This is a genomic window from Mycobacterium sp. RTGN5 (assembly GCF_033804465.1).
Taxonomy (GTDB): Bacteria; Actinomycetota; Actinomycetes; order Mycobacteriales; family Mycobacteriaceae; genus Mycobacterium.
Map to the genome: position 1 here is coordinate 962,837 of NZ_JAPZLA010000001.1, position 19,038 is coordinate 981,874.

A 19,038-nucleotide genomic window follows, 5' to 3' on the forward strand; every position below is an offset into this window, starting at 1 on the left:
CGTGGGCGAATCCATGCCGCGCACCGCCATCATCGGTGCGGGCGTCAGCGGGCTGACCTCGGGCAAGATGCTCAAGGACTACGGCGTGCCCTACACCACCTTCGAGTTGTCCGACCGCGTCGGTGGCAACTGGGCCTTCGCCAACCCCAACGGATTGAGCAGCGCCTACCGGTCCCTCCATATCGACACCTCCAAACAGATGTTGTCGTTCAGGGACTTTCCGATCCCGCAGCACTTCCCGTCGTTTCCGCACCACAGCGACATCAAGACCTATCTGGACTCCTACGCCGAGACCTTCGGGCTGCTGGAGAACATCGAGTTCAACAACGGTGTCCAGCACGCCGGGCTGAACGGCGATGGGCGCTGGGACATCACCGACCAGAACGGGACGACGCGGGAGTTCGACCTGCTGGTCGTCGGCAACGGCCACCACTGGGACGCCCGGTATCCGGACTTCCCCGGCGAATTCACCGGTGAGACAATCCATTCCCACCACTACATCGATCCACAGACCCCGCTGAATCTGACCGGCAAGCGGATCCTGGTGGTCGGCATCGGCAACAGCGCCGCCGACATCACGGTGGAGCTGTCCTCCAGGACGCTGCAGAACACGGTGACCCTGTCGACGCGCTCCAGCGCCTGGATCGTGCCCAAGTACATCGCCGGCCGCCCGGGTGACAGTGTCTGGCGTACCTCGCCGTACATCCCGTTGGCGTGGCAGCGCAAGGCGATTCAGTTGGTGGCGCCCGCGATGGGGATCGATCCCCAGCTCTACGGGCTGCCGGCACCGAACCACAAGCTCTTCGAGGCGCATCCCACCCAGTCGGTGGAGCTGCCGCTGCGGTTGGGGTCCGGCGACGTCATCCCCAAACCCAACGTGAGTCGCCTCGACGGCGACACCATCCACTTCGACGACGGCACCAGCTCGGTGTTCGACGCGATCGTCTACGCCACCGGCTACAACATCACCTTCCCGTTCTTCGACCCCGACTTCATCAACGCGCCGGACAACGCCATCCGGCTTTACAAGCGAATGTTCAAGCCGGGCATGGATAATCTGGTGTTCATCGGCTTCGCCCAGGCGGTTCCGACACTGTTTCCGTTCATCGAGTGCCAGGCGAAACTGCTCGCCGCCTACGCGGTGGGGCGCTACGCGCTGCCGCCGGCCGCGGAGATGGAGCGGGTGATCGACGCCGACCAGCAGATCTATGTGGGGCACTGCACCGACCGCCCGCGGCACACCCAGCAGGTGGACTACTTCCACTACGACCATGACATCCGCACCCGGGAACTGCCGGCCGGCATGAAGCGGGCGGAACTGGCTCGCCGTCGCGGAAAGGTAGCGGTATGAGCCGCACCGACGTCACCTTCGATTCCGCCGGAGTGCGGTGCAGCGCATGGCATTTCCCGGGTGAGGGCGACGCCTTTGCCGGCCCGGCCGGGCGTCCGGTGGTGGTGATGGGGCACGGCTTCGGGGGAACGAAAGACTCCGGCCTTGAGCCCTTCGCCGAGCGGATCAGCGCCGCCGGCGTCGACGTGCTGGCCTTCGACTACCGCGGGTTCGGTGCGTCGGAAGGCATGCCGCGGCAGACGGTTTCGGTCGCCGCGCAAATCGGTGACTTCGAGGCCGCGATCGCCGCCGCCAAACGCCTACCCGGGGTCGACCCGAATAGGATCGTGCTGTGGGGGTCGTCGATGTCGGGCGGCCACGTGTTCCCGGTGGCTGCCGACCATACCGACGTCGTGGGCGTCATCGCAATGACGCCGTTGACCAGTGGCGTCGCCGTCAGCCGCGCGGCCGTCAAACACCGTGACGTCGGATCGGCGTTGAAGTGGACCGTGATCGGCGTCAAGAGCCGGGTCGACGTGGCCAGGGGCGGCAAGCCAACCCTCATGCCGCTGGTCGCCCATCCCGGTGAGCCCGGGGCGCTGGCGCTGGACGGAGCCTACGAAAGCTACACCGCGATGGCCGGACCGACCTGGCGTAACGAGGTCGACTCCGCTGTCGGCCTGCAGATCGCCTCGATCCGAACCGCGGACGCCGCCAAACGATTACGGTGCCCGCTGCTGGTTCAGGTCGCCGACTTCGACCGCTACGTACCGGCCGAGTCGGTGGTCAAGACCGCGGTGCTGGGTAGGGGCGAAGTACACCACTACCCGTGCGATCACTTCGACGTCTGGCCGGGGCACGACTGGTTCGAGAAGGCCGTCGGTGATCAGGTGGCCTTCCTGACCCGCTCGCTCAGTACTTCGTCGAGCCCTGATCGACTGAAATCGCCTCAGCGGTAATCAATTTGGCGTCATCGCTGGCCAGGAAGCACACCGTGTCCGCGATATCCTCCGGCTCGGCGATGTAAATCGGCAGGAACGGCAGCATCATGTTGTTCAGCGCCGGGTTGGTTTCCATCGCCTTGCCCAGCTCGGCCACCATGTCACCGGTACCCATGTCGGTGTTGACCGGCCCGGGGTGAACGCTGTTCACCCTGATGTTGTGCTTGCCGAGTTCGGCGGCGAACGCCCTGGCCATGCCGGTGACGGCATGCTTGCTCGCGGTGTAGTGCACCATGAACGGCTGCATCTTGATGCCGGCCGCCGAACTGATCAGGATGATGGAGCCTCCGACACCACCTTCTACGATGGATGGCGCACCTGCCATCACGGTGTTCCAGGTCCCAGTCACGTTGACGTCCATGACATCCCGGAACGCCTCCGGCGTGATCTCGTCCCACGCCGACGGTGACGTGATGCCCGCGTTGGCGACGATGATGTCCAGCCGGCCCAGTTTCGCCACGCCGTCCGCGACCGCGTCCTTCAGGCCCTCGTAATCGCGGACGTCCACGACGGCGGGCACGATCCGGCGACCCGTCGCCTCGACCAACCGCACGGTCTCTGCCAGGTCCTCCGGGGTAGCCGGGTTGTACGGCACACAGGCCGGCAGCTTGCCCGCGATGTCGACGGCGATGATGTCGGCGCCCTCGCTCGCCATCTTCACCGCATGCGCGCGGCCCTGCCCGCGAGCGGCTCCGGTGATGAATGCGACCTTGCCGCTGAGTCTTCCTGTCATGTTTTGCGCTGCGCTTCCTTGACTAGTCCGCCGCCGATGATCAGGCGCTGAATTTCACTGGTGCCCTCGTACAGTCGTAACAGCCGGACCTCGCGATAGATCCGCTCGACCGGTACGCCACGCATATAGCCCGCCCCGCCGTGCACCTGGACCGCGAGATCGGCCACGTTTCCTGCCATTTCGGTGCAGAACAGCTTGGCCACCGACGGTGCGATCCTGCGGTCTTCGTTGTCGACCCACTTGCGTGCCGCGTCGCGTACCAGTGCGCGCCCGGCCATCACTCCGGTCTGCTGATCGGCCAGCATCGCCTGCACCAGTTGGAAACTGCCGATCGCTGTGCCGCCCTGGGTTGCGGTCGCCGCGTAGGCGACCGACTCATCGAGCGCACGTTGGGCGGAGCCGACCGCAAGTGCGGCGATGTGGATGCGCCCACGGGCCAGTGACGTCATCGCCGCCCGGTAGCCGATGTCCTCGCTCCCGCCGATCAGGGTGTCGTTGCCGACCCGGACGTCGGTGAAGTTCACATCCGAGGTCCAGGCACCCTCCTGGCCCATCTTGGCGTCCTTGACCCCGATCTCGACGCCGGCAGTGTCGGCGGGCACCAGGAAGACCGCGATCCCCGCGCCGTTCTCGTCGGCAGGCCGGGTGCGGGCGAACACGATGAACAGGTTCGCCACCGGTGCGTTGGTGATGTACTGCTTGCGGCCGTTGATCACCCAACTATCGCCATCGGCAACGGCTTTCGTCTTCAAGCCGGACGGGTTGGAGCCGGCGCCCGGCTCGGTCAGCGCGAATGACGCGACCACGTCGCCGGAGGCGATCGGTTCGAGCCAGCGTGCCTTCTGCTCGTCGGTGCCGAACCCGACCAGCACCTGACCGGCGATGCCGTTGTTGGTGCCGAACATCGATCGCAGCGCCAGGCTCGTGTAGCCAAGTTCCATCGCCAGCTCGACGTCCTGGGCGATGTTCAGGCCCAGCCCACCCCATTCCTCCGGGATCGCGTAGCCGAACAGGCCCATCTTCTTGGCCTGGTCGCGCAAATCGTCGGGGACCTTGTCCTCGGCGAGGATCTCCGCTTCCCGGGGCACCACGGCCGACCGGACGAAGTGACGGGTCTGGGCCAGGATCTCGCGGAAGTCGTCATCGCTGACGTCGCTCATCAGGTTCCTTGGGTCGGGGGCACTGGCTCGGGCGATCATATATGAAATATGATGTTGTCGATTCGGGGGTCCGTCGAAGGAAGAGGGAGATCAGATGTCGTTGCTCGCTGGCCAGACCGCGGTCATCACCGGCGGAGCGCAGGGCCTCGGCTTTGCGATCGCCGAGCAGTTCATCGCCGAGGGGGCCCGCGTGGTGCTCGGTGACCTCAACGTCGAAGCCACCCAGGAAGCGGTCGACAAACTTGGCGGTGCCGACGTGGCGCGCGCGGTGAAGTGCAACGTCACCACCTACGCCGATGTCGACGCACTGGTCGACGCGGCGATCGAGCAGTTCGGCAGCTTCGACATCATGGTGAACAACGCCGGGATCACCCGCGACGCCACCCTGCGCAAGATGACTGAGGACGAGTTCGACCAGGTCATCTCGGTTCACCTGAAGGGCACCTGGAACGGCCTGAAGAAGGCGTCGACGGTGATGCGCGAGCAGAAGCGCGGTGCGATCGTGAACATGTCGTCGATCTCCGGCAAGGTCGGCATGATCGGGCAGACTAACTACTCGGCTGCCAAGGCCGGCATCGTCGGGATGACCAAGGCCGCCTCCAAGGAACTCGCCCATCTGGGCGTGCGGGTCAACGCCATTCAGCCGGGCCTGATCCGCTCGGCGATGACCGAGGCCATGCCGCAACGTATTTGGGACTCGAAGGTGGCCGAGGTGCCACTCGGCCGTGCCGGTGAGCCGTCCGAGGTCGCCAAGGTGGCGCTGTTCCTGGCCTCCGACCTGTCGTCCTACATGACCGGAACGGTCCTCGAGGTCACCGGCGGACGGCACCTGTGACCCGCACGGCCGTCATCTGCGAACCGGTCCGCACGCCGATCGGGCGCTACGGCGGCATGTTCGCCTCACTGACGGCCGTCGACCTCGGGGTGGCCGCACTGAAAGGTCTGCTGACGCGCACCGGGGTCGCGCCAGACGCCGTCGAGGATGTGATCCTCGGGCACTGCTATCCCAACAGCGAGGCGCCCGCGATCGGCCGGGTCGTGGCATTGGATGCCGGCCTGCCGGTGACGGTGCCGGGCATGCAGGTGGACCGGCGCTGTGGTTCGGGCCTGCAGGCGGTCATCCAGGCGTGCCTGCAAGTCGCCTCTGGCAACAACGATCTGGTTGTCGCCGGCGGTGCGGAGAGCATGAGCAACGTCGCGTTCTACTCGACCGACATGCGTTGGGGTGGTGGACGGTCCGGGGTGCAGCTCCACGATGGCCTGGCCCGCGGCCGGACCACAGCCGGTGGCAAGCACTACCCGGTGCCGGGCGGCATGCTGGAGACCGCCGAGAACCTGCGCCGTCAGTACGGCATCTCCCGCCAGGAGCAGGACGAACTGGCGGTGGCCTCCCATCAGCGGGCGGTCGCCGCGCAGAAGGACGGCATCCTCGCCGAGGAGATCATCCCCGTCACGGTCACAAGCCGTCGTGGCGAGGACGTGATCGACACCGACGAGCACCCCAGGGCCGACACGACGGTCGAGGCACTGAGCAAGCTCAAACCCGTTCTGATCAAAGCCGATCCGGACGCCACTGTCACCGCGGGTAATTCCAGCGGGCAGAACGATGCCGCCTCGATGTGCATCGTGACCACGCCGGAGCGGGCGGCTGAACTGGGTCTCACCCCGCTGGTGCGGCTGGTGTCCTGGGGATCCGCGGGAGTCGGGCCCGAGGTGATGGGCATCGGGCCGGTGCCCGCCACCGAGGTCGCGCTCGCGAAAGCTGGCCTGACACTGGCAGATATCGACCTCATCGAGCTCAACGAGGCGTTCGCCGCGCAGGCCCTGGCCGTCATGCGCGCGTGGGATTTCACCGACGCCGACCACCAGCGCACCAACGTGCACGGGTCGGGGATTTCCCTCGGCCACCCGGTGGGCGCCACCGGCGGACGGATGCTGGCCACGCTCGCCCGCGAGCTGCACCGGCGGGAGGCCCGCTACGGGCTGGAGACGATGTGCATCGGCGGCGGCCAGGGGCTGGCCGCGGTGTTCGAAAGGGTTGCACCATGACCAGACTCGCGCAGACGCTCGGCTTGACCGAGATCCAGACCGAAATCGTCTCCACCGTCCGGCAATTCGTCGACAAGGAGGTCATTCCCACCGCGCAGGAACTCGAGCACTCCGACACCTATCCGCAGGCCATCGTCGATGCGATGAAGGACATGGGCCTGTTCGGGTTGATGATCCCCGAGGAGTACGGCGGGCTGGGGGAGTCGCTGCTCACCTACGCGCTGTGTGTGGAGGAACTCGCCCGCGGGTGGATGAGCGTGTCCGGAGTGATCAACACCCACTTCATCGTCGCCTACATGATCCGCCAGCACGGCACCGACGCACAGAAGCAGCACTACCTGCCGCGGATGGCCACCGGTGAGACCCGGGGCGCGTTCTCGATGTCCGAGCCTGAACTCGGCTCCGATGTCGCGGCTATCCGCACCCGCGGCGTGCGCAATGACGACGGCAACTACATCATCAGCGGGCAGAAGATGTGGCTGACCAACGGCGGTAGCTCCACTCTGGTGGCCGCGCTGGTGCGCACCGATGAGGGTGCCGACAAGCCGCACCGCAACCTGACCGCGTTCCTGGTGGAGAAGCCGTCGGGATTTGGGGAAGTCCTTCCGGGACTGACCATTCCGGGCAAGCTGGACAAGCTCGGCTACAAGGGTATCGACACCACCGAGCTGATCTTCGACGGGTACGTCGCCAGCGCCGACGACGTCCTGGGCGCCAAGCCGGGACAGGGCTTCTTCCAGATGATGGACGGCGTCGAGGTCGGCCGAGTCAACGTGTCCGCCCGGGCCTGCGGGGTGGGCATCCGCGCCTTCGAGTTGGCGATCCGATATGCTCAGCAGCGCAGCACTTTCGGCAAGCCGATCGCCGAGCATCAAGCCATCGCCTTCCAGCTGGCCGAGATGGCCACCAAAGTCGAAGCGGCGCACCTGATGATGGTCAACGCCGCACGCCTGAAAGACTCCGGCGAGCGCAACGACGTCGCCGCCGGGATGGCGAAGTACCTGGCCAGTGAATTCTGCGCGGAGGTCACCCAGCAGAGTTTCCGCATCCACGGCGGATACGGATACTCCAAGGAGTACGAAATCGAGCGGCTGATGCGCGACGCGCCGTTCCTGCTGATCGGCGAGGGCACCAGCGAGATCCAGAAGAACATCATCAGCAAGCGGCTGCTCGCCGACTACCGGATCTGACATGAGCGCGCCCGATTTCGCGCCACGCCCGCAGCTGGCCGAAGATGTCGCCCGGTTCGTTAGGACCCGGATCTTCAACGGCACCTACCCTGCCGGTGAATACATCCGGCTCGACCAGCTGGCAGCCGAACTGGGCATCAGTGTCACCCCGGTCCGCGAAGCGTTGTTCGAGCTGCGCGGGGAAGGCCTGCTGGATCAGCTGCCGCGGCGCGGATTTGTGGTCCTGCCGTTCACCGACCGGGACATCACCGACGTCTCGAACCTGCAGGCGTACGTGGGCGGCGAGCTGGCCGCACGCGCCGCGCTGAACATCACCGACGACCAACTACGGGAATTGTCGACGTTCCACGACGAGCTCGTCGCCGCCTATGCCGCCGACGACGGCGACCGCGCGGTGCGGCTCAACCACGAGTTCCACCGCGCCATCAATGTCGCGGCGCATTCCGCGAAGCTGGCGCAGCTGATGTCCCAGATCACCCGGTATGCACCGGAATCGGTGTTTCCCACCATCGAGGGCTGGCCGGACAAGTCGGTGGCCGATCACAAGCGGATCCTGGCGGCGCTCAAGGCGCACGATGAGGAGCGGGCCAGGGCCGCGATGGCACAGCACCTGTCGGCCGGGGCGGCGCCGTTGATCGAGCACCTGGTGAAACAAGGTGTGGCGCAGCGTTTTCAGACGATGGAGTAGCCCGCCGGAAGGGGGCCGCGGCCGGTGAGGGCGCACATCAGTGCGTGACTGTCGCCGCGGCGCTGCGCGACGGCGGCGGCGAGTGCGAGGACGTTGTCGGTGACCTCGGGCGGCAGTGCTTCGGGCACGCCGATGGCGCGGGCCAGATCGACGCTGTGTAACCCGAGTTCGAAGATGCGGGTGGGCAGGTAGTCCGACAGCCGCATGCCACCGGCGATGGTCTGGATGACCCGGTCGTCGGTGTCCAGCGCTGCGATCGCGCGATCCTGCAGTTCTCGGATGGCGTCCACAGGATGCTCGCCCAGCGTGAGTCCGGCCTGCGTGGCGCGGGCGTCGATCTGGTCGGGGTCGGCGAGCATTCCGGCGATCGCGAGGTAGTACTGCGCGGCGTCGGCAATGTCCATCCGGTCCGCCGGTCGCGCGGAGTATTCGATGACGGTGGTGAACGATCGGCCGATGTGGCCGACCAGCGTGCGCACCGTCCACGTCCCGAGCCCGGGACTGTCCCACCGGTCCGCGGGTACCTGGGCGATCACCGATACTGCGTGGTCACCGGCCCGGCGATAGAGGGTAGCGTGCGCCTCGAGGGGTTCCGTGGTCGTGGCCATGAAACAGATTTCACCAGATCTCTGAACAACCCTGGTGAGGGGCGCGAAATTGAGCCGCTGGCAGATCGACGGAGTGCCTACCGCCTACAAGAGTCCATCGGGGCAGCATGCGGTCCGACTGTGGTGCTCGGAAGCCATCGCCCGCGCAGACTTCCCGCTCACCAGCATGACCGTGGACACCAGCGCCGGCCAGGTGCACCTCACCGCAGCCGGGGCCGGACGCCCGCGCGTGGTCATGGTCCCCGGCACCGGCTTCAACGCCGCGGTGAACCTGCCCTGGCTGCGGGCGCTGTCGGCGCGCTGGCCGACCACCGTGGTAGACCTGCCCGGTCAACCGGGACTGAGTGACCCGCGCCGGCCTCGCCGGGCCTCGGCCGGCTGGTACGGCCGACTGCTGGACGAGGTCCTGGCGGCCGCCGAACTGGACCGCATCGTGCTGGTCGGCAATTCGTTGGGCGCCGCCGTGGCCCTCGCCGCGCAATCACCACGGATCGCCGCGCGGGCGCTGGTCTCACCCGCTGGGTTCATCCGCCTCACGGTGGACCCGAAACTGACACTGGCTTCGGCTGTTTGGCTACTGCGGCCAACACCCGAACACACCCGGCGGATGCTTCGCATGTTCGTCACACCTGGTCAGGAGCCGCCTGAGACCGAGGTCGAATGGATGACCCTGATGGCCGAAACCTGCCGCACCACCCTGGCCCCGCCGCCCCTGCCAACGGACCTGCTCTCGCGCCGTATCGAGCGGCCCTGTGTGGTCGCGGTCGGTGAGTATGACCGGTTCCTACCGCCCAGGCGACTGGCACCGGCGGTGCGGCGAGCCATGGCTCTCGAACTGCGGGTCATCGCCGGCATGGGCCACATGACGACTGCGGTCCACCTCGGCGACGTGGTGTCACTGGTAGCCGAGGTCGCCGATCCGATTATCGACTAAATACCCACTGCCGCAAACATTTTCACTGAGTACCTACGACTGGCCAGTCAGCAACTCCCGCAGCCGGCGGACATCGACCTTCCCGGTGGTGCCGCGCGGAACCTCGTCGTCGGAGTCGAGGAGCAGCCACACCGTCGGCACCTTGAACGCACTCAGCTTCGTCCGGGCCTCGGCACGCAGATCGTCGACGGCGCGGCCGTCGGAGATGACCGCGGCGCCGACCCGCCCGTCCACGTCGGTGACGAACGCCGCCCGCACACCGTCGATCTCCCGCAGGGCGGTCTCCACCTCGCTCGGGTAGACGGTGGCGCCGCTGACCTTGAACATGTCGTCGGACCGGCCCTGGTAGAACAGGAACCCGTCGTTGTCGAGGCGTCCCAGGTCGCCAGTCGGGTAGAAGCCGTCGACGGTGAACACCTCCTCGCGGCTGCGCCGGCACATGCCGCGCAGCGTGTGAGGACCGCGGATCTGGATCATGCCGATCGTGCCTGCGGGCAGCGGGTCGCCGCTGTCGACGTCGACGATGCGAACCTCCATGCCGTCGAACGGCTTTCCGCAGCTGCCCCACGCCGATCGCGGCATGTCGGTGTCGGCGGGGTAGCCGCAGTAGGGCCCGAAGGACTCCGTCATGCCGAACAGCTTCGCCCGAGCACCGGACGCGGCGCGCCGATCGGCAGGCAGCAACGCGTCCAGGCTGCCCTGCCGCAGCGCGGACAGATCGACCCGTACGTCGGCCGCGCAGCGGGCCAGCGCCTCGGCCTGATCCGGCCAGCCGCGGAACAGCGTGACCTTCTCCCGGTCCAGTAACCGCAGGGTCGCCTCGGGCTCGGGGATCTCCTCGGTCACCAGCGTTGCCCCGGCGATCAGCGCAGACAGGATGCCGCTGCCGAAGCCGCCGACCCAGAAGAACGGCATCGGCAGGTACAGCCGGGTATCGGCGTCGATACAGCGGGCCGCCAAGCCGGATCGCACGGCCGCCAACGCACTACCGTGCGAGTGGATCACTCCCTTCGGTGGCCCGCTGCTTCCTGAGGTGAACATGATGACCATCGGATCGGCGGGCGTCACAGTATCGGCGAGTTCACCGATCTGCGACCGGCCGGTGTCGGTGGGGAGTTCGTCGGCCCGCCACACCTGCCGCAGCGCAGGCAGTTTCGCCCGCTCTGGCGCGAGCTCGTCGAGGTAGCGGTGGCCACGGAACTCCTCGACGGCGATCAGGTAGCGCACCGAGGCGGCTTTGAGCTGCGCGACCAGCTCACGCGCGGTCAGCAGTGTGCTCAGTGGCACCAGGACGGCGCCGATCCGTGTCAGCGCGAGGGCCAGCTGTACCCATCGCACGTTGTTTCCCATGATCAGCCCGACTCGGCTGCCCTTACCGATCCCAGCGCCGACCAGGGAATCCGCCAGAGTGCTTGTCACAGTGTCGAATTCGGCGTAGTTCATCCGGTTCACCGGGTCGATGACGAACGGCTTGTCGCCACGTTTCGCCTGGGTCCGGATCAGCGCGTCGACGGTGTCAGGCATCGAAGATCGCCGCGAGCCGGGGCTGGTCCACCTTGCCGCTGGAGGTCAGTGGCAGCTCGTCGGGCGCGAGCGTGGTGAACCGCCGCGGGATCTTGTACGACGACAGTTCGCCCTTGAGCTTCTCCCGAACGGCTTCTTCGTCGAACGTCCCGCCGTCCGGGACGAGCACCGCCGCGGCGACGAGCTGCCCGCGTCCGGGGTCGGGCAGGGGGAGTACGTGGGCGACCAGGCCGCCGGTGACCCGGGTGATCGCCCTTTCCACCTCGGCCGGAAAGACATTGGCGCCTGCGGTCTTGATCATGGATCCGCGCCGCCCGATGAAGTAGAAGAACCCGTCGGTATCGGTCCGGAAGAGATCACCGGTGTGGAACCAGCCGTCGGCGTCGAAGCACTCCTCGCGGCTGCGCTTGTAGTACCCCTGCATCATGTAGCGGCCGCGGATCCACAGCTCGTCGTCGACGATCTGTGCGTCGAACCCGGGCGCGGGCCGGCCGAACGAGCCACGCCGGTGCTCGGGTTGGTCGGTGTCGTCCCCGCTTATCAGTACGACGCTGCCGGCCTCGGTCATGCCCAGCATGTTGTGGCGCAGTTCCGGATCGCGCGGACGCACGTCGGGCGCCATGATCGGGTAGAGGTTGCCGCGGCGCATCGACGACAGATCCCGGCCGGCGAAACTCTCGTGGCGGGCCAACTGCAGACTCCCGGCGGCGAATCCGTTGGTCATCGTCGGCCGCACCTCGTCCAGCAGGTCGAGGACCGCACCGGGGTCGGCGTTGGAACACACCAGTGTCGAGCCGGCGACCAGCGTTGCCAGCAGAGCGAACCCCAGACCGCCGATCCAAAAGAACGGCGAATTGCAGAACAGCCTGTCCTGAGCTGTCAGGCCGCGGATCTCGTTGAGATTGCGCTGATGACCCAGCAGGGACTCGTGCGTGTGTACAACCCCTTTGGGTGTGCCGGTGGACCCCGACGTGTAGACGATGGTCAGCGGGTCGGAGCCGTCGACGTCATCTTCGAGGGCGGCGGCCACCTCGGGTACGCACGCGTCGGCGATCTGCTGGTCGAACACGATGTGGCGCAGCCACGGTGCGGTCACGCTGGCAAGTCGCGCGACATAGTCGTGTCCGCGGAAGGACGGTGTTGCCAGCAGGATCTCGGTGTCGCTGTGCACGAGTTGGTCGCGAAGCTCGCGCTCGGTCGAGAATGTGGAGAACGGGACCACGACCGCACAGATGCGCGCGGCCGCCAGCATCGCGACCACGAACGCCGTGCCATTGGGGTAGAGCAGCCCGATGTGCGTGCCTTTGCCGGCGCCCAGCGCGATCAGCCCGCGCGCCAACTCCGCCGAGCGCCGCTCGGCGTCGGCGTAGCTGAGCCGTTCGGCGTCACACACGAGCAAGAGATGATCTCCGCGTACGGTGGCCTGCTCGCGCAGCAGCGCCCCGACGGTGTCAGCGCTCACGGCCGGTGAAGTGCTGCCGCACCGCGGTCAGATCGGCCTTCCCGGACGGTGTCCGCGGAATCGACTCGACGACCGCGATTTCCGAGGGAATCTCATAGGGTGCCAGCCGGATTCGCAGGTACTCGGTCAGCTCGGCGTCACTGGCCGAGCCGCCGGCCCGCAACTCGACCATCGCCACCGGGGTGTCGCCCAGTCGCTCGTCGGGTCGACCTACCACCGCGGCGCCCAGCACAGCGGGGTGGCTCTCCAGTGCAGCTCGCACATCGTCGGGCAGCACCTTGAAACCGCCGCGGATGATGGCCTGATCGGCTCGGCCGAGGATCCACAGGAAGCCGTCGGCGTCGATGCGCGCGAGGTCGGTGGTCCGCACCCACTGCGCGCCCGGCCCGAGCTGACCGGGCTTCACCTCGAGTAGACCCTGTTGGTCGGGTTCCAATGGTGTGCCGTCATCGGAGACCACTCGCAGCTGGGCGCCCAGGCTGGCCCGGCCGACGCTGCCCCGCTTGGATTGCCAGTGCGCCCGGTGGTCGGCCAGCGTCCACCCCGCGACCCCACCGCCGAATTCCGTTGCCGCGTAGGACGTCAGCACGGGGATGCCGAACTTGTCGGTGAACGCCTCGGCATCCACGGCCGACAGCGGCGCGGTCCCCGAGGTGACGGCGCGCACCCCGGCCAGGTCGTCGGGGCCCAGATCCGAGTGCAGCACCATCCGTAGAGCGGCGGGCACCAGCGACACGGCCTTGGGTTGGTGGCGGCGTACCGCCTCGGCCCATGACGCGAGCTCGAAGCGCGGCAGCAGCACGAACGGCCTTGCTTCGCAGACACACTGCAGCACTCGGTACACCCCGCCGATGTGCACCAGCGGCGCGTTGACGATCGCGACGCTGCTCGACACCGCCGTCGCCGCGGTGGCGGTGGCGAAGTCGGTGCCGATGACCGATACCGCCAGCATGTCGTAGGTGAGGTCGACCCGTTTGGGCGGTCCGGTGGTGCCGCTGGTCAACATCCGCACCGCCACCGCCACCGTCGCCGGGCCGGGGCTGGTTGGTGCCCCAGCCCGGATCTGCGGCGGGCTGTCCAGGTCGTCGATCGACACCACGGTGGTGGACTCGGCCGGCCTCGCCAGCAGTGTGATGTCGCCGGGAGTTCCGATGATCACCGGCAGGTTGAGTTCGGCGACGTCAGCTCGGATGCGTTCGTCACCCCGCGACGGGTTGATGACGACGACGCAGGCACCTGCCGATAGCACCCCCAGCGCCGCCGCCACGTGGGCAGGTGTGTTGCGCAACAGGATTGCCACCTGGGTGCCCGGCTGCACCGCGGCGGCGATCTGCCTGCTGAGTCCGCCGAGCTGCGCCCAGGTGAACCACTGGCCGTCATACTCGATCGCCCTGGCTCCAGGGTCCAGCTCAAGAACCTCGCCGATCCGCCGGCTCAGTGGGTGCACCTACCGCACCCTCGGTATGACCCGGACCTGCTCCTGTTCGGCCAACTCGGCCTGCCCCAGCGGATTGCCCAACCGGGTGTAGATCAGGTTCTGCTCCATGGCTGCCCGATACGGCTTGTCCAGTGACTCCCAGATCGCCTTGACCGTGCCCTGCGTGGCCGACGGCGGTTTGGCGGCGATGGTGGCGGCGATCTCATGCGCCCGTGACCAGAGGTCGTCGGGGGCGGTGACTTCGGACACCAGCCCGATCCGCAGCGCGGAGTCGGCGCTCACTCGTTCATCGTTGCCCATCAACGCGATCCGCAGTGACTCACCGAGGCCGATCTTGCGCATCAGCCCGATCGGTTCGAGCGCACAGACCAGGCCCGCACTGACGTGAGAGTCGAAGAACGTGGCCTCCGAGGAGCAGATCACCACGTCGGACTCATTGACGAAGTAGAACGCGCCTGCGGTGCACATACCGTGTACCGCGCATACGACCGGCTTCCACATCTTCTGCCACTTCGGGCTGAGTAGTTCGCCCGGATCCTCGTGATTCCACACATTCTGCGGCTGGCCGTACGGGGTCTTGATATCCAGCCCGGCACTGAACGCTCGGTCGCCAGCGGCGCGCAGCACCACCGCGTTGATGGCGTTGTCGTTCTTCACGATTCCCCACGCGGCCGCGACCTCTTCGCACATCGTGCGGTTGAAGGCGTTGAGCTGGTCGGGACGGTTCAGCGTGATGGTCGCGACGTGGTCGGTCCTGTCGAAGTCGAGAAGGATGGTCTCGAAGGCGGCGGTCATCGGCATTGCCAATCGGGAGTGCGCTTTTCGACGAAGGCCTTGGGACCCTCCAGCGAGTCGACCGTGTGCAGGTTGCGTTCACGGAACGCCTCGGCGAGCATCTCGGCCTCGTGCATCGGGATCTCGCGGCCCTTGATGATCGCCAACCGGGTGCCGCGAACCGCCAACGGCGCGTTGCGGTTCACGGTGTCTGCGATCTCGTGGGCGCGTTCGAGGAGCCGGTCGTGCTCGACGATCTCGGTGATCAACCCGAGCTGATAGGCGCGCTCCGCGTCCATCCGTTCGTGCTTGCCCATGATCGCCATCCGCAGTGCGACTGTGCGGGGCAGCACCCGTGCCAGTCGCACCATCTCCCGGCCCGCGACCAGACCGATCGACACGTGTGGGTCGAAGAACGTCGCCTTGTCGGAGGCGATCACAATGTCGCCGGTGGTCACCCAGTCCAGGCCTGCGCCACAACAGATTCCGTTGATCGCGACGATCACCGGCTTGGCCATCCGCCGGAACGGCGGCGTGCCCTCCTGCGGCGCCTCCCACTGGTCGTAGGTGGACAGGTATGGCCGTTCGTTGATCACCTTGCCGTCTTCGGGGATCTCCTTGACGTCCGCACCGGTGCAGAACGCCCGCCCGGTGGCGGTGACGATCAGCAGCCAGATGTTGTCGTCGTTCTCCGCCTCGTCGTAGGCCGTGCGCAATTCGGTGACCATGTGTGGGCTGAGCGCGTTGAGCGCTTCCGGGCGGTTCAACGTGATCGTGGCCGTATGGCCCTGCACCTCATAACCGATGGTGTCGTACGAACGCGGCGACATCTGTGTTCCCTTCATCTCATCGACCGGTGAAGTCGGGGTCGCGCCGTTCACGGAACGCCGCCAGCCCTTCTTTGAAATCCGTGGTCCGGCAGGATAGTTCGAGGTTGAACAGTTCCTGCGTCATGGATTGATTCAGGGTGGCGTGCTGGCCGTAGTTGATGGCTTGTTTGGCCAGGCCAATCGCGACCGTCGGACCCGATGCCAGTCGATCCAGCAGGGCAGCGACAGTCGCGTCGAGGTCGGCGTCGTCGGTGCTGCGGTGGATCAGACCCCACTGTGCCGCCGTCGCGCCGTCGACCTTCTCGCCCAGGAGCAGCATTTCCTTGGCGCGGGCCATCCCGACCAGCCGGGGGAGCAGCCACGTCGAGCCGGAATCCGGACTGAACCCGCGGTCCAGGAACGGCTCCCAGAAGACCGCATCGGAGGAGGCGATCGTGAAGTCCGCGGCCAACGCCAGGTTGCAGCCCATACCCGCGGCCCAACCGCGCACCGTGCACACCACCGGCAGGTGCAGGGTGTGCACCAACTCGATCACCCGGTGGGCGGTGTGCGGGATCCGGCGGACCAGATCGCCGGTTCGGGGCCGCTGGCCGGCACTGTTGGAGCCGACCCAATCCACGCCGGCGCAGAAGTCCGCACCCGCTCCGCTCAGGTGCACCGCGCGCAAGCTGTCGTCACTCGCCGCGGCCACCAGCACACCGACCAGTGTGTCGATCATGCTGTGGCTGAGCGCGTTACGTCGACCGGTCCGGTCGAGCGCGATATGCAGTACGGCACCATCGCGTGATGTCGTCACGACACCATCTGCCGACCGGGCCTCGTCACCCACTGAAGAATCCGCCCTTCACGACTTTACAGATAGCCATACAGTAGTGCTATCTTGTACAAGATAGCAAGGATAGCCGCACGAGGGGACCCATGGGCAACGGCGAGGACCTACGGTTCGGTGAGCTGCCGCTGGCACAGACCGTCGAGGCCGCCGCGGCGATGCGCCGGCTGACCGGGATGCTGGTGTCGCTCGAGCAGTCCAATGCAGTCGTCGACACCATGCTCGCGCAATTCGCCGACTGGGAGCGCCAGCTTGCGCCCGCGGTGCCCGCCGATTCCAGTCCCCGGATGGGCACCGACGACGACACGAAACGGGTCTATCTGCAGCGGGCCATCGACATCGGCACGTACAACCCGTGCTTTCCCGAGTACCAGTTCGACGAGATCGGTGCCGAAACCGCCTCGGGCCGGGTCAGTTTCCCGGTCAACTACGAAGGGCCGCCCGGCCTGGTGCACGGCGGCTTCCTCGGAGTGTTCTTCGACTGCGTGATCCAGCAGCACAGCTGTGCGGTGGGCCGGGCCGGCTACACCCGATCCCTGACGATCAGCTACCGCAGGCCGACCCCGCTGGATACGGAGTTGCGATTCGACATCGCGCGCACCGAGGACGACGGGGGGATCAACGCCACTGGTCGCCTGGTCCTCGGCGACACGGTGCTCGCCATCGGCACGGCGGACACGGTGGCCATGCCGTCGGACCGGATGGCGGCGAACCGGTTCGGCCAGCGCAGGACCGGCTGACGATGGCCGCTACTCCACGTATCCGCTCGCCTCGCGTCGCCGAGATCGTGGCGTCCCGGCTGCGCGACGACATCCTGTCCGGGCGATTGCGGGAGGGCGATGTCCTGCCCTCCCAGGAGAGTCTGTTCACCGAGTTCGGGGTCAGCCCGCCCGCGCTGCGCGAGGCGATCCACATCCTGGAAACCGATGGTCTGGTGTCGGTGCGCCGCGGCAACATGGGCGGTGCCGTCGTGCATCTGCCGTCCGCGGAACGCACCGCCCACATGATCAGCATGGTGCTGCAAGCACGGTCCTCGACCCCGGCCGACGTCAGCGGGGCGCTCATGCACCTGGAACCGATCTGCGCCGGTATGTGCGCCGCGCGCACTGACCGGATGACGGCGGTCGTGCCATACCTGGAGGCCGAGATCGACCGTCAGGAAGAACAATTCGCGGACACCTCGCAGTACGTCCCGAACGCCCGGCGTTTTCATGAGGCGCTGGTCTCGCGGTGTGGAAACGAGCCGATGATCCTGCTGATCGGGTCGCTGGAGCTGATCTGGTCGGCACACGAGTCCTCGGTGTGGAGCGACGAGCCCGACCCGATGCGGCACAAGACCATGCGGGCCGCGTTGCTTGACCACCACAAGATGCTCGACGCGATCCGGGACGGCAACGCCGATCGTGCGGTCCGGTTGGCCCAGGACCACCTCGCCGCCGCGCGGCGCAACACCCTGGCCTTCGGCCGGGACAAAACCATTGAAGCCAAGCTCATTTCGAACGCAGACACCAGATGAGGAAACGACCATGACAGACGACGACCGGGTGCTGTTCGAGGTGGACCGCGACAAGCGCATCGCCACGATCACGCTGAACAACCCCGCCCAGCGCAATTCCTACGACGCGGCGATGCGCGAGACCGTCGCCAGGCACCTGGATGTCGTCGCCGAAGACGACGACATCACCGTCGTGGTGCTGCGCGGCGCCGAAGGCGTTTTCTCCACCGGTGCGAACATGAACAACGCCTACGGCTGGTACGGCGAGGGCAAATCGGAGGCACCCGCTAAGAGCCGGCCCAGCCAGCGTCGCCGACTTACGGTGGACCGCAAGTCATTCGGCTTCTATCACAATCTGATGGGCTTCCCGAAGGTGACCATCGGCGAGATCAACGGATACGCGCTCGGCGGCGGTTTCGAGATGGCGCTGATGACCGACATCTCGGTCATCGCCCGCGACACCAAGATCGGGATGCCGGCCACCCGGTTCCTCGGACCTGCGCTGGGCAGCCTGCACATGTTCTTCCACCGGCTCGGTCCGGTGCTGGCGCGGCGCATGCTGCTGACCGGCGACATCATCACCGCAGGCGACGTGGAGCACCTCGGCGTCTTCACTGACACCTGCGACGCCGGCTCGGTGGCCGCGCGGGCCCGGTACTGGGCCGAGAAGACGGCCAAGATGCCGGCCGACGGCGTCGTCATCGCCAAGGAGGCCTTCCGGCTGGTCGAGCAGAGCCAGGCGTATCAGGGTGAGGAAGTGGCCAGTTACCTGTTCCACGCGTACGGCACCAACCTGCAGTTCGCGCCGGGGGAGTTCAACTTCGTCAAGACCCGCGCGCAGGTCGGAACCAAGGAAGCGTTCCGCCTGCGTGACGAGCATTTCCACGTGCCTGAGCCGGAGTGACGCGGACCACTTACCGTCAGCGCTACACATTCTGTTATTTTTGTAACGTTGCGCTCAGCGCAACGACTCAAAGTCGAAGTGAGGTCGTC

At 66.8% G+C, this 19,038-nt stretch carries 19 protein-coding genes; 10 read left to right on the plus strand and 9 right to left on the minus strand.

From position 1 onward, the window contains the following. Position 1 precedes the first annotated feature (1 nt). Together SLQ31_RS04725 and SLQ31_RS04730 are read left to right on the plus strand one after the other, a co-directional pair. Positions 2-1,351: a flavin-containing monooxygenase gene (locus SLQ31_RS04725; protein ID WP_319430096.1), complete on the plus strand. Its 1,350-nt coding sequence runs from the start codon at positions 2-4 to the stop codon at positions 1,349-1,351. Next, positions 1,348-2,289, plus strand: a complete 942-nt coding sequence (locus SLQ31_RS04730; protein ID WP_319430098.1) for an alpha/beta hydrolase — start codon at positions 1,348-1,350, stop codon at positions 2,287-2,289. The genes SLQ31_RS04725 and SLQ31_RS04730 overlap by 4 nt, the downstream gene beginning before the upstream one ends. Here the strand turns inward: SLQ31_RS04730 and SLQ31_RS04735 are convergent. Both SLQ31_RS04735 and SLQ31_RS04740 read right to left on the minus strand, forming a co-directional pair. Beyond that, a complete protein-coding gene (locus tag SLQ31_RS04735; protein WP_319430099.1) occupies positions 2,243-3,064 on the minus strand; it encodes a mycofactocin-coupled SDR family oxidoreductase in 822 nt (273 codons plus the stop codon). The two genes, SLQ31_RS04730 and SLQ31_RS04735, sit on opposite strands and share 47 nt — an antisense overlap. Further along, positions 3,061-4,224, minus strand: a complete 1,164-nt coding sequence (locus SLQ31_RS04740) for an acyl-CoA dehydrogenase family protein (protein WP_319430100.1) — start codon at positions 4,222-4,224, stop codon at positions 3,061-3,063. The genes SLQ31_RS04735 and SLQ31_RS04740 overlap by 4 nt, the downstream gene beginning before the upstream one ends. 94 nt (positions 4,225-4,318) lie before the next feature. Between SLQ31_RS04740 and fabG the strand changes: the two genes are divergently transcribed. The 4 genes from fabG to SLQ31_RS04760 are packed head-to-tail and all read left to right on the plus strand — an operon-like array spanning position 4,319 to position 8,151. After that, positions 4,319-5,059, plus strand: a complete 741-nt coding sequence (fabG, locus tag SLQ31_RS04745; protein ID WP_319430103.1) for a 3-oxoacyl-ACP reductase FabG — start codon at positions 4,319-4,321, stop codon at positions 5,057-5,059. Next, a complete protein-coding gene (locus SLQ31_RS04750; RefSeq protein WP_319430105.1) occupies positions 5,056-6,273 on the plus strand; it encodes an acetyl-CoA C-acetyltransferase in 1,218 nt (405 codons plus the stop codon). Before fabG ends, SLQ31_RS04750 begins: the two co-directional genes overlap by 4 nt. Further along, on the plus strand, positions 6,270-7,463 hold the full coding sequence (locus SLQ31_RS04755; protein WP_319430107.1) for an acyl-CoA dehydrogenase family protein: 1,194 nt from the start codon (positions 6,270-6,272) through the stop codon (positions 7,461-7,463). The genes SLQ31_RS04750 and SLQ31_RS04755 overlap by 4 nt, the downstream gene beginning before the upstream one ends. A 1-nt stretch (position 7,464) precedes the next feature. Then, positions 7,465-8,151, plus strand: coding sequence for a GntR family transcriptional regulator (locus SLQ31_RS04760; protein ID WP_319430109.1), 687 nt, complete (start codon positions 7,465-7,467; stop codon positions 8,149-8,151). Here SLQ31_RS04760 and SLQ31_RS04765 read toward each other — a convergent pair. After that, positions 8,136-8,759 carry a maleylpyruvate isomerase N-terminal domain-containing protein gene (locus SLQ31_RS04765; RefSeq protein WP_319430111.1) on the minus strand — a complete coding sequence of 208 codons (624 nt, stop codon included), beginning with the start codon at positions 8,757-8,759 and terminating at the stop codon, positions 8,136-8,138. The two genes, SLQ31_RS04760 and SLQ31_RS04765, sit on opposite strands and share 16 nt — an antisense overlap. Positions 8,760-8,808: 49 nt before the next feature. Here SLQ31_RS04765 and SLQ31_RS04770 point away from each other — a divergent pair, with 49 nt between their 5' ends. Next, positions 8,809-9,693, plus strand: coding sequence for an alpha/beta hydrolase (locus tag SLQ31_RS04770; protein WP_319430112.1), 885 nt, complete (start codon positions 8,809-8,811; stop codon positions 9,691-9,693). Between the two features lie 33 nt (positions 9,694-9,726). On the opposite strand, the gene SLQ31_RS04775 is transcribed toward SLQ31_RS04770, so the two are convergent. From SLQ31_RS04775 to SLQ31_RS04800, 6 genes are read right to left on the minus strand one after another with little or no spacing between them, the layout of a single operon-like run. Further along, positions 9,727-11,217, minus strand: coding sequence for a class I adenylate-forming enzyme family protein (locus SLQ31_RS04775; protein WP_319430114.1), 1,491 nt, complete (start codon positions 11,215-11,217; stop codon positions 9,727-9,729). Next, positions 11,210-12,679, minus strand: a complete 1,470-nt coding sequence (locus SLQ31_RS04780) for a class I adenylate-forming enzyme family protein (RefSeq protein WP_319430116.1) — start codon at positions 12,677-12,679, stop codon at positions 11,210-11,212. The genes SLQ31_RS04775 and SLQ31_RS04780 overlap by 8 nt, the downstream gene beginning before the upstream one ends. Then, positions 12,669-14,126: a class I adenylate-forming enzyme family protein gene (locus tag SLQ31_RS04785; protein ID WP_319430117.1), complete on the minus strand. Its 1,458-nt coding sequence runs from the start codon at positions 14,124-14,126 to the stop codon at positions 12,669-12,671. Before SLQ31_RS04785 ends, SLQ31_RS04780 begins: the two co-directional genes overlap by 11 nt. Next, the gene (locus SLQ31_RS04790) at positions 14,127-14,918 is read right to left on the minus strand and encodes an enoyl-CoA hydratase/isomerase family protein (protein WP_319430118.1); all 792 of its coding nucleotides are present in this window, start codon (positions 14,916-14,918) and stop codon (positions 14,127-14,129) included. Further along, complete coding sequence (locus SLQ31_RS04795) at positions 14,909-15,721, minus strand: enoyl-CoA hydratase/isomerase family protein (protein WP_319430120.1); 813 nt, start codon at positions 15,719-15,721, stop codon at positions 14,909-14,911. The genes SLQ31_RS04790 and SLQ31_RS04795 overlap by 10 nt, the downstream gene beginning before the upstream one ends. A gap of 16 nt (positions 15,722-15,737) precedes the next feature. Further along, positions 15,738-16,550, minus strand: coding sequence for an enoyl-CoA hydratase/isomerase family protein (locus SLQ31_RS04800; RefSeq protein WP_319430122.1), 813 nt, complete (start codon positions 16,548-16,550; stop codon positions 15,738-15,740). Positions 16,551-16,639: 89 nt separating this feature from the next. Between SLQ31_RS04800 and SLQ31_RS04805 the strand changes: the two genes are divergently transcribed. The 3 genes from SLQ31_RS04805 to SLQ31_RS04815 are packed head-to-tail and all read left to right on the plus strand — an operon-like array spanning position 16,640 to position 18,949. Next, positions 16,640-17,290: a hypothetical protein gene (locus tag SLQ31_RS04805; protein WP_319430124.1), complete on the plus strand. Its 651-nt coding sequence runs from the start codon at positions 16,640-16,642 to the stop codon at positions 17,288-17,290. 2 nt (positions 17,291-17,292) lie between these two features. Further along, positions 17,293-18,066 carry a FadR/GntR family transcriptional regulator gene (locus SLQ31_RS04810; protein ID WP_319430126.1) on the plus strand — a complete coding sequence of 258 codons (774 nt, stop codon included), beginning with the start codon at positions 17,293-17,295 and terminating at the stop codon, positions 18,064-18,066. Positions 18,067-18,076: 10 nt separating this feature from the next. Further along, complete coding sequence (locus SLQ31_RS04815; protein ID WP_319430128.1) at positions 18,077-18,949, plus strand: enoyl-CoA hydratase/isomerase family protein; 873 nt, start codon at positions 18,077-18,079, stop codon at positions 18,947-18,949. The last annotated feature ends 89 nt before the right edge of the window (positions 18,950-19,038 follow it).

Excerpts from the sequence above, each read along its gene's own strand:
- SLQ31_RS04730 (WP_319430098.1), top strand. The coding sequence starts at position 1,348 with ATGAGCCGCACCGACGTCACCTTCGATTCCGCCGGAGTGCGGTGCAGC.
- SLQ31_RS04735 (WP_319430099.1), bottom strand. The coding sequence starts at position 3,064 with ATGACAGGAAGACTCAGCGGCAAGGTCGCATTCATCACCGGAGCCGCT.
- SLQ31_RS04740 (WP_319430100.1), bottom strand. The coding sequence starts at position 4,224 with ATGAGCGACGTCAGCGATGACGACTTCCGCGAGATCCTGGCCCAGACC.
- fabG (WP_319430103.1), top strand. The coding sequence starts at position 4,319 with ATGTCGTTGCTCGCTGGCCAGACCGCGGTCATCACCGGCGGAGCGCAG.
- SLQ31_RS04755 (WP_319430107.1), top strand. The coding sequence starts at position 6,270 with ATGACCAGACTCGCGCAGACGCTCGGCTTGACCGAGATCCAGACCGAA.
- SLQ31_RS04760 (WP_319430109.1), top strand. The coding sequence starts at position 7,465 with ATGAGCGCGCCCGATTTCGCGCCACGCCCGCAGCTGGCCGAAGATGTC.
- SLQ31_RS04765 (WP_319430111.1), bottom strand. The coding sequence starts at position 8,759 with ATGGCCACGACCACGGAACCCCTCGAGGCGCACGCTACCCTCTATCGC.
- SLQ31_RS04775 (WP_319430114.1), bottom strand. The coding sequence starts at position 11,217 with ATGCCTGACACCGTCGACGCGCTGATCCGGACCCAGGCGAAACGTGGC.
- SLQ31_RS04790 (WP_319430118.1), bottom strand. The coding sequence starts at position 14,918 with ATGCCGATGACCGCCGCCTTCGAGACCATCCTTCTCGACTTCGACAGG.
- SLQ31_RS04795 (WP_319430120.1), bottom strand. The coding sequence starts at position 15,721 with ATGTCGCCGCGTTCGTACGACACCATCGGTTATGAGGTGCAGGGCCAT.
- SLQ31_RS04805 (WP_319430124.1), top strand. The coding sequence starts at position 16,640 with ATGGGCAACGGCGAGGACCTACGGTTCGGTGAGCTGCCGCTGGCACAG.
- SLQ31_RS04810 (WP_319430126.1), top strand. The coding sequence starts at position 17,293 with ATGGCCGCTACTCCACGTATCCGCTCGCCTCGCGTCGCCGAGATCGTG.
- SLQ31_RS04815 (WP_319430128.1), top strand. The coding sequence starts at position 18,077 with ATGACAGACGACGACCGGGTGCTGTTCGAGGTGGACCGCGACAAGCGC.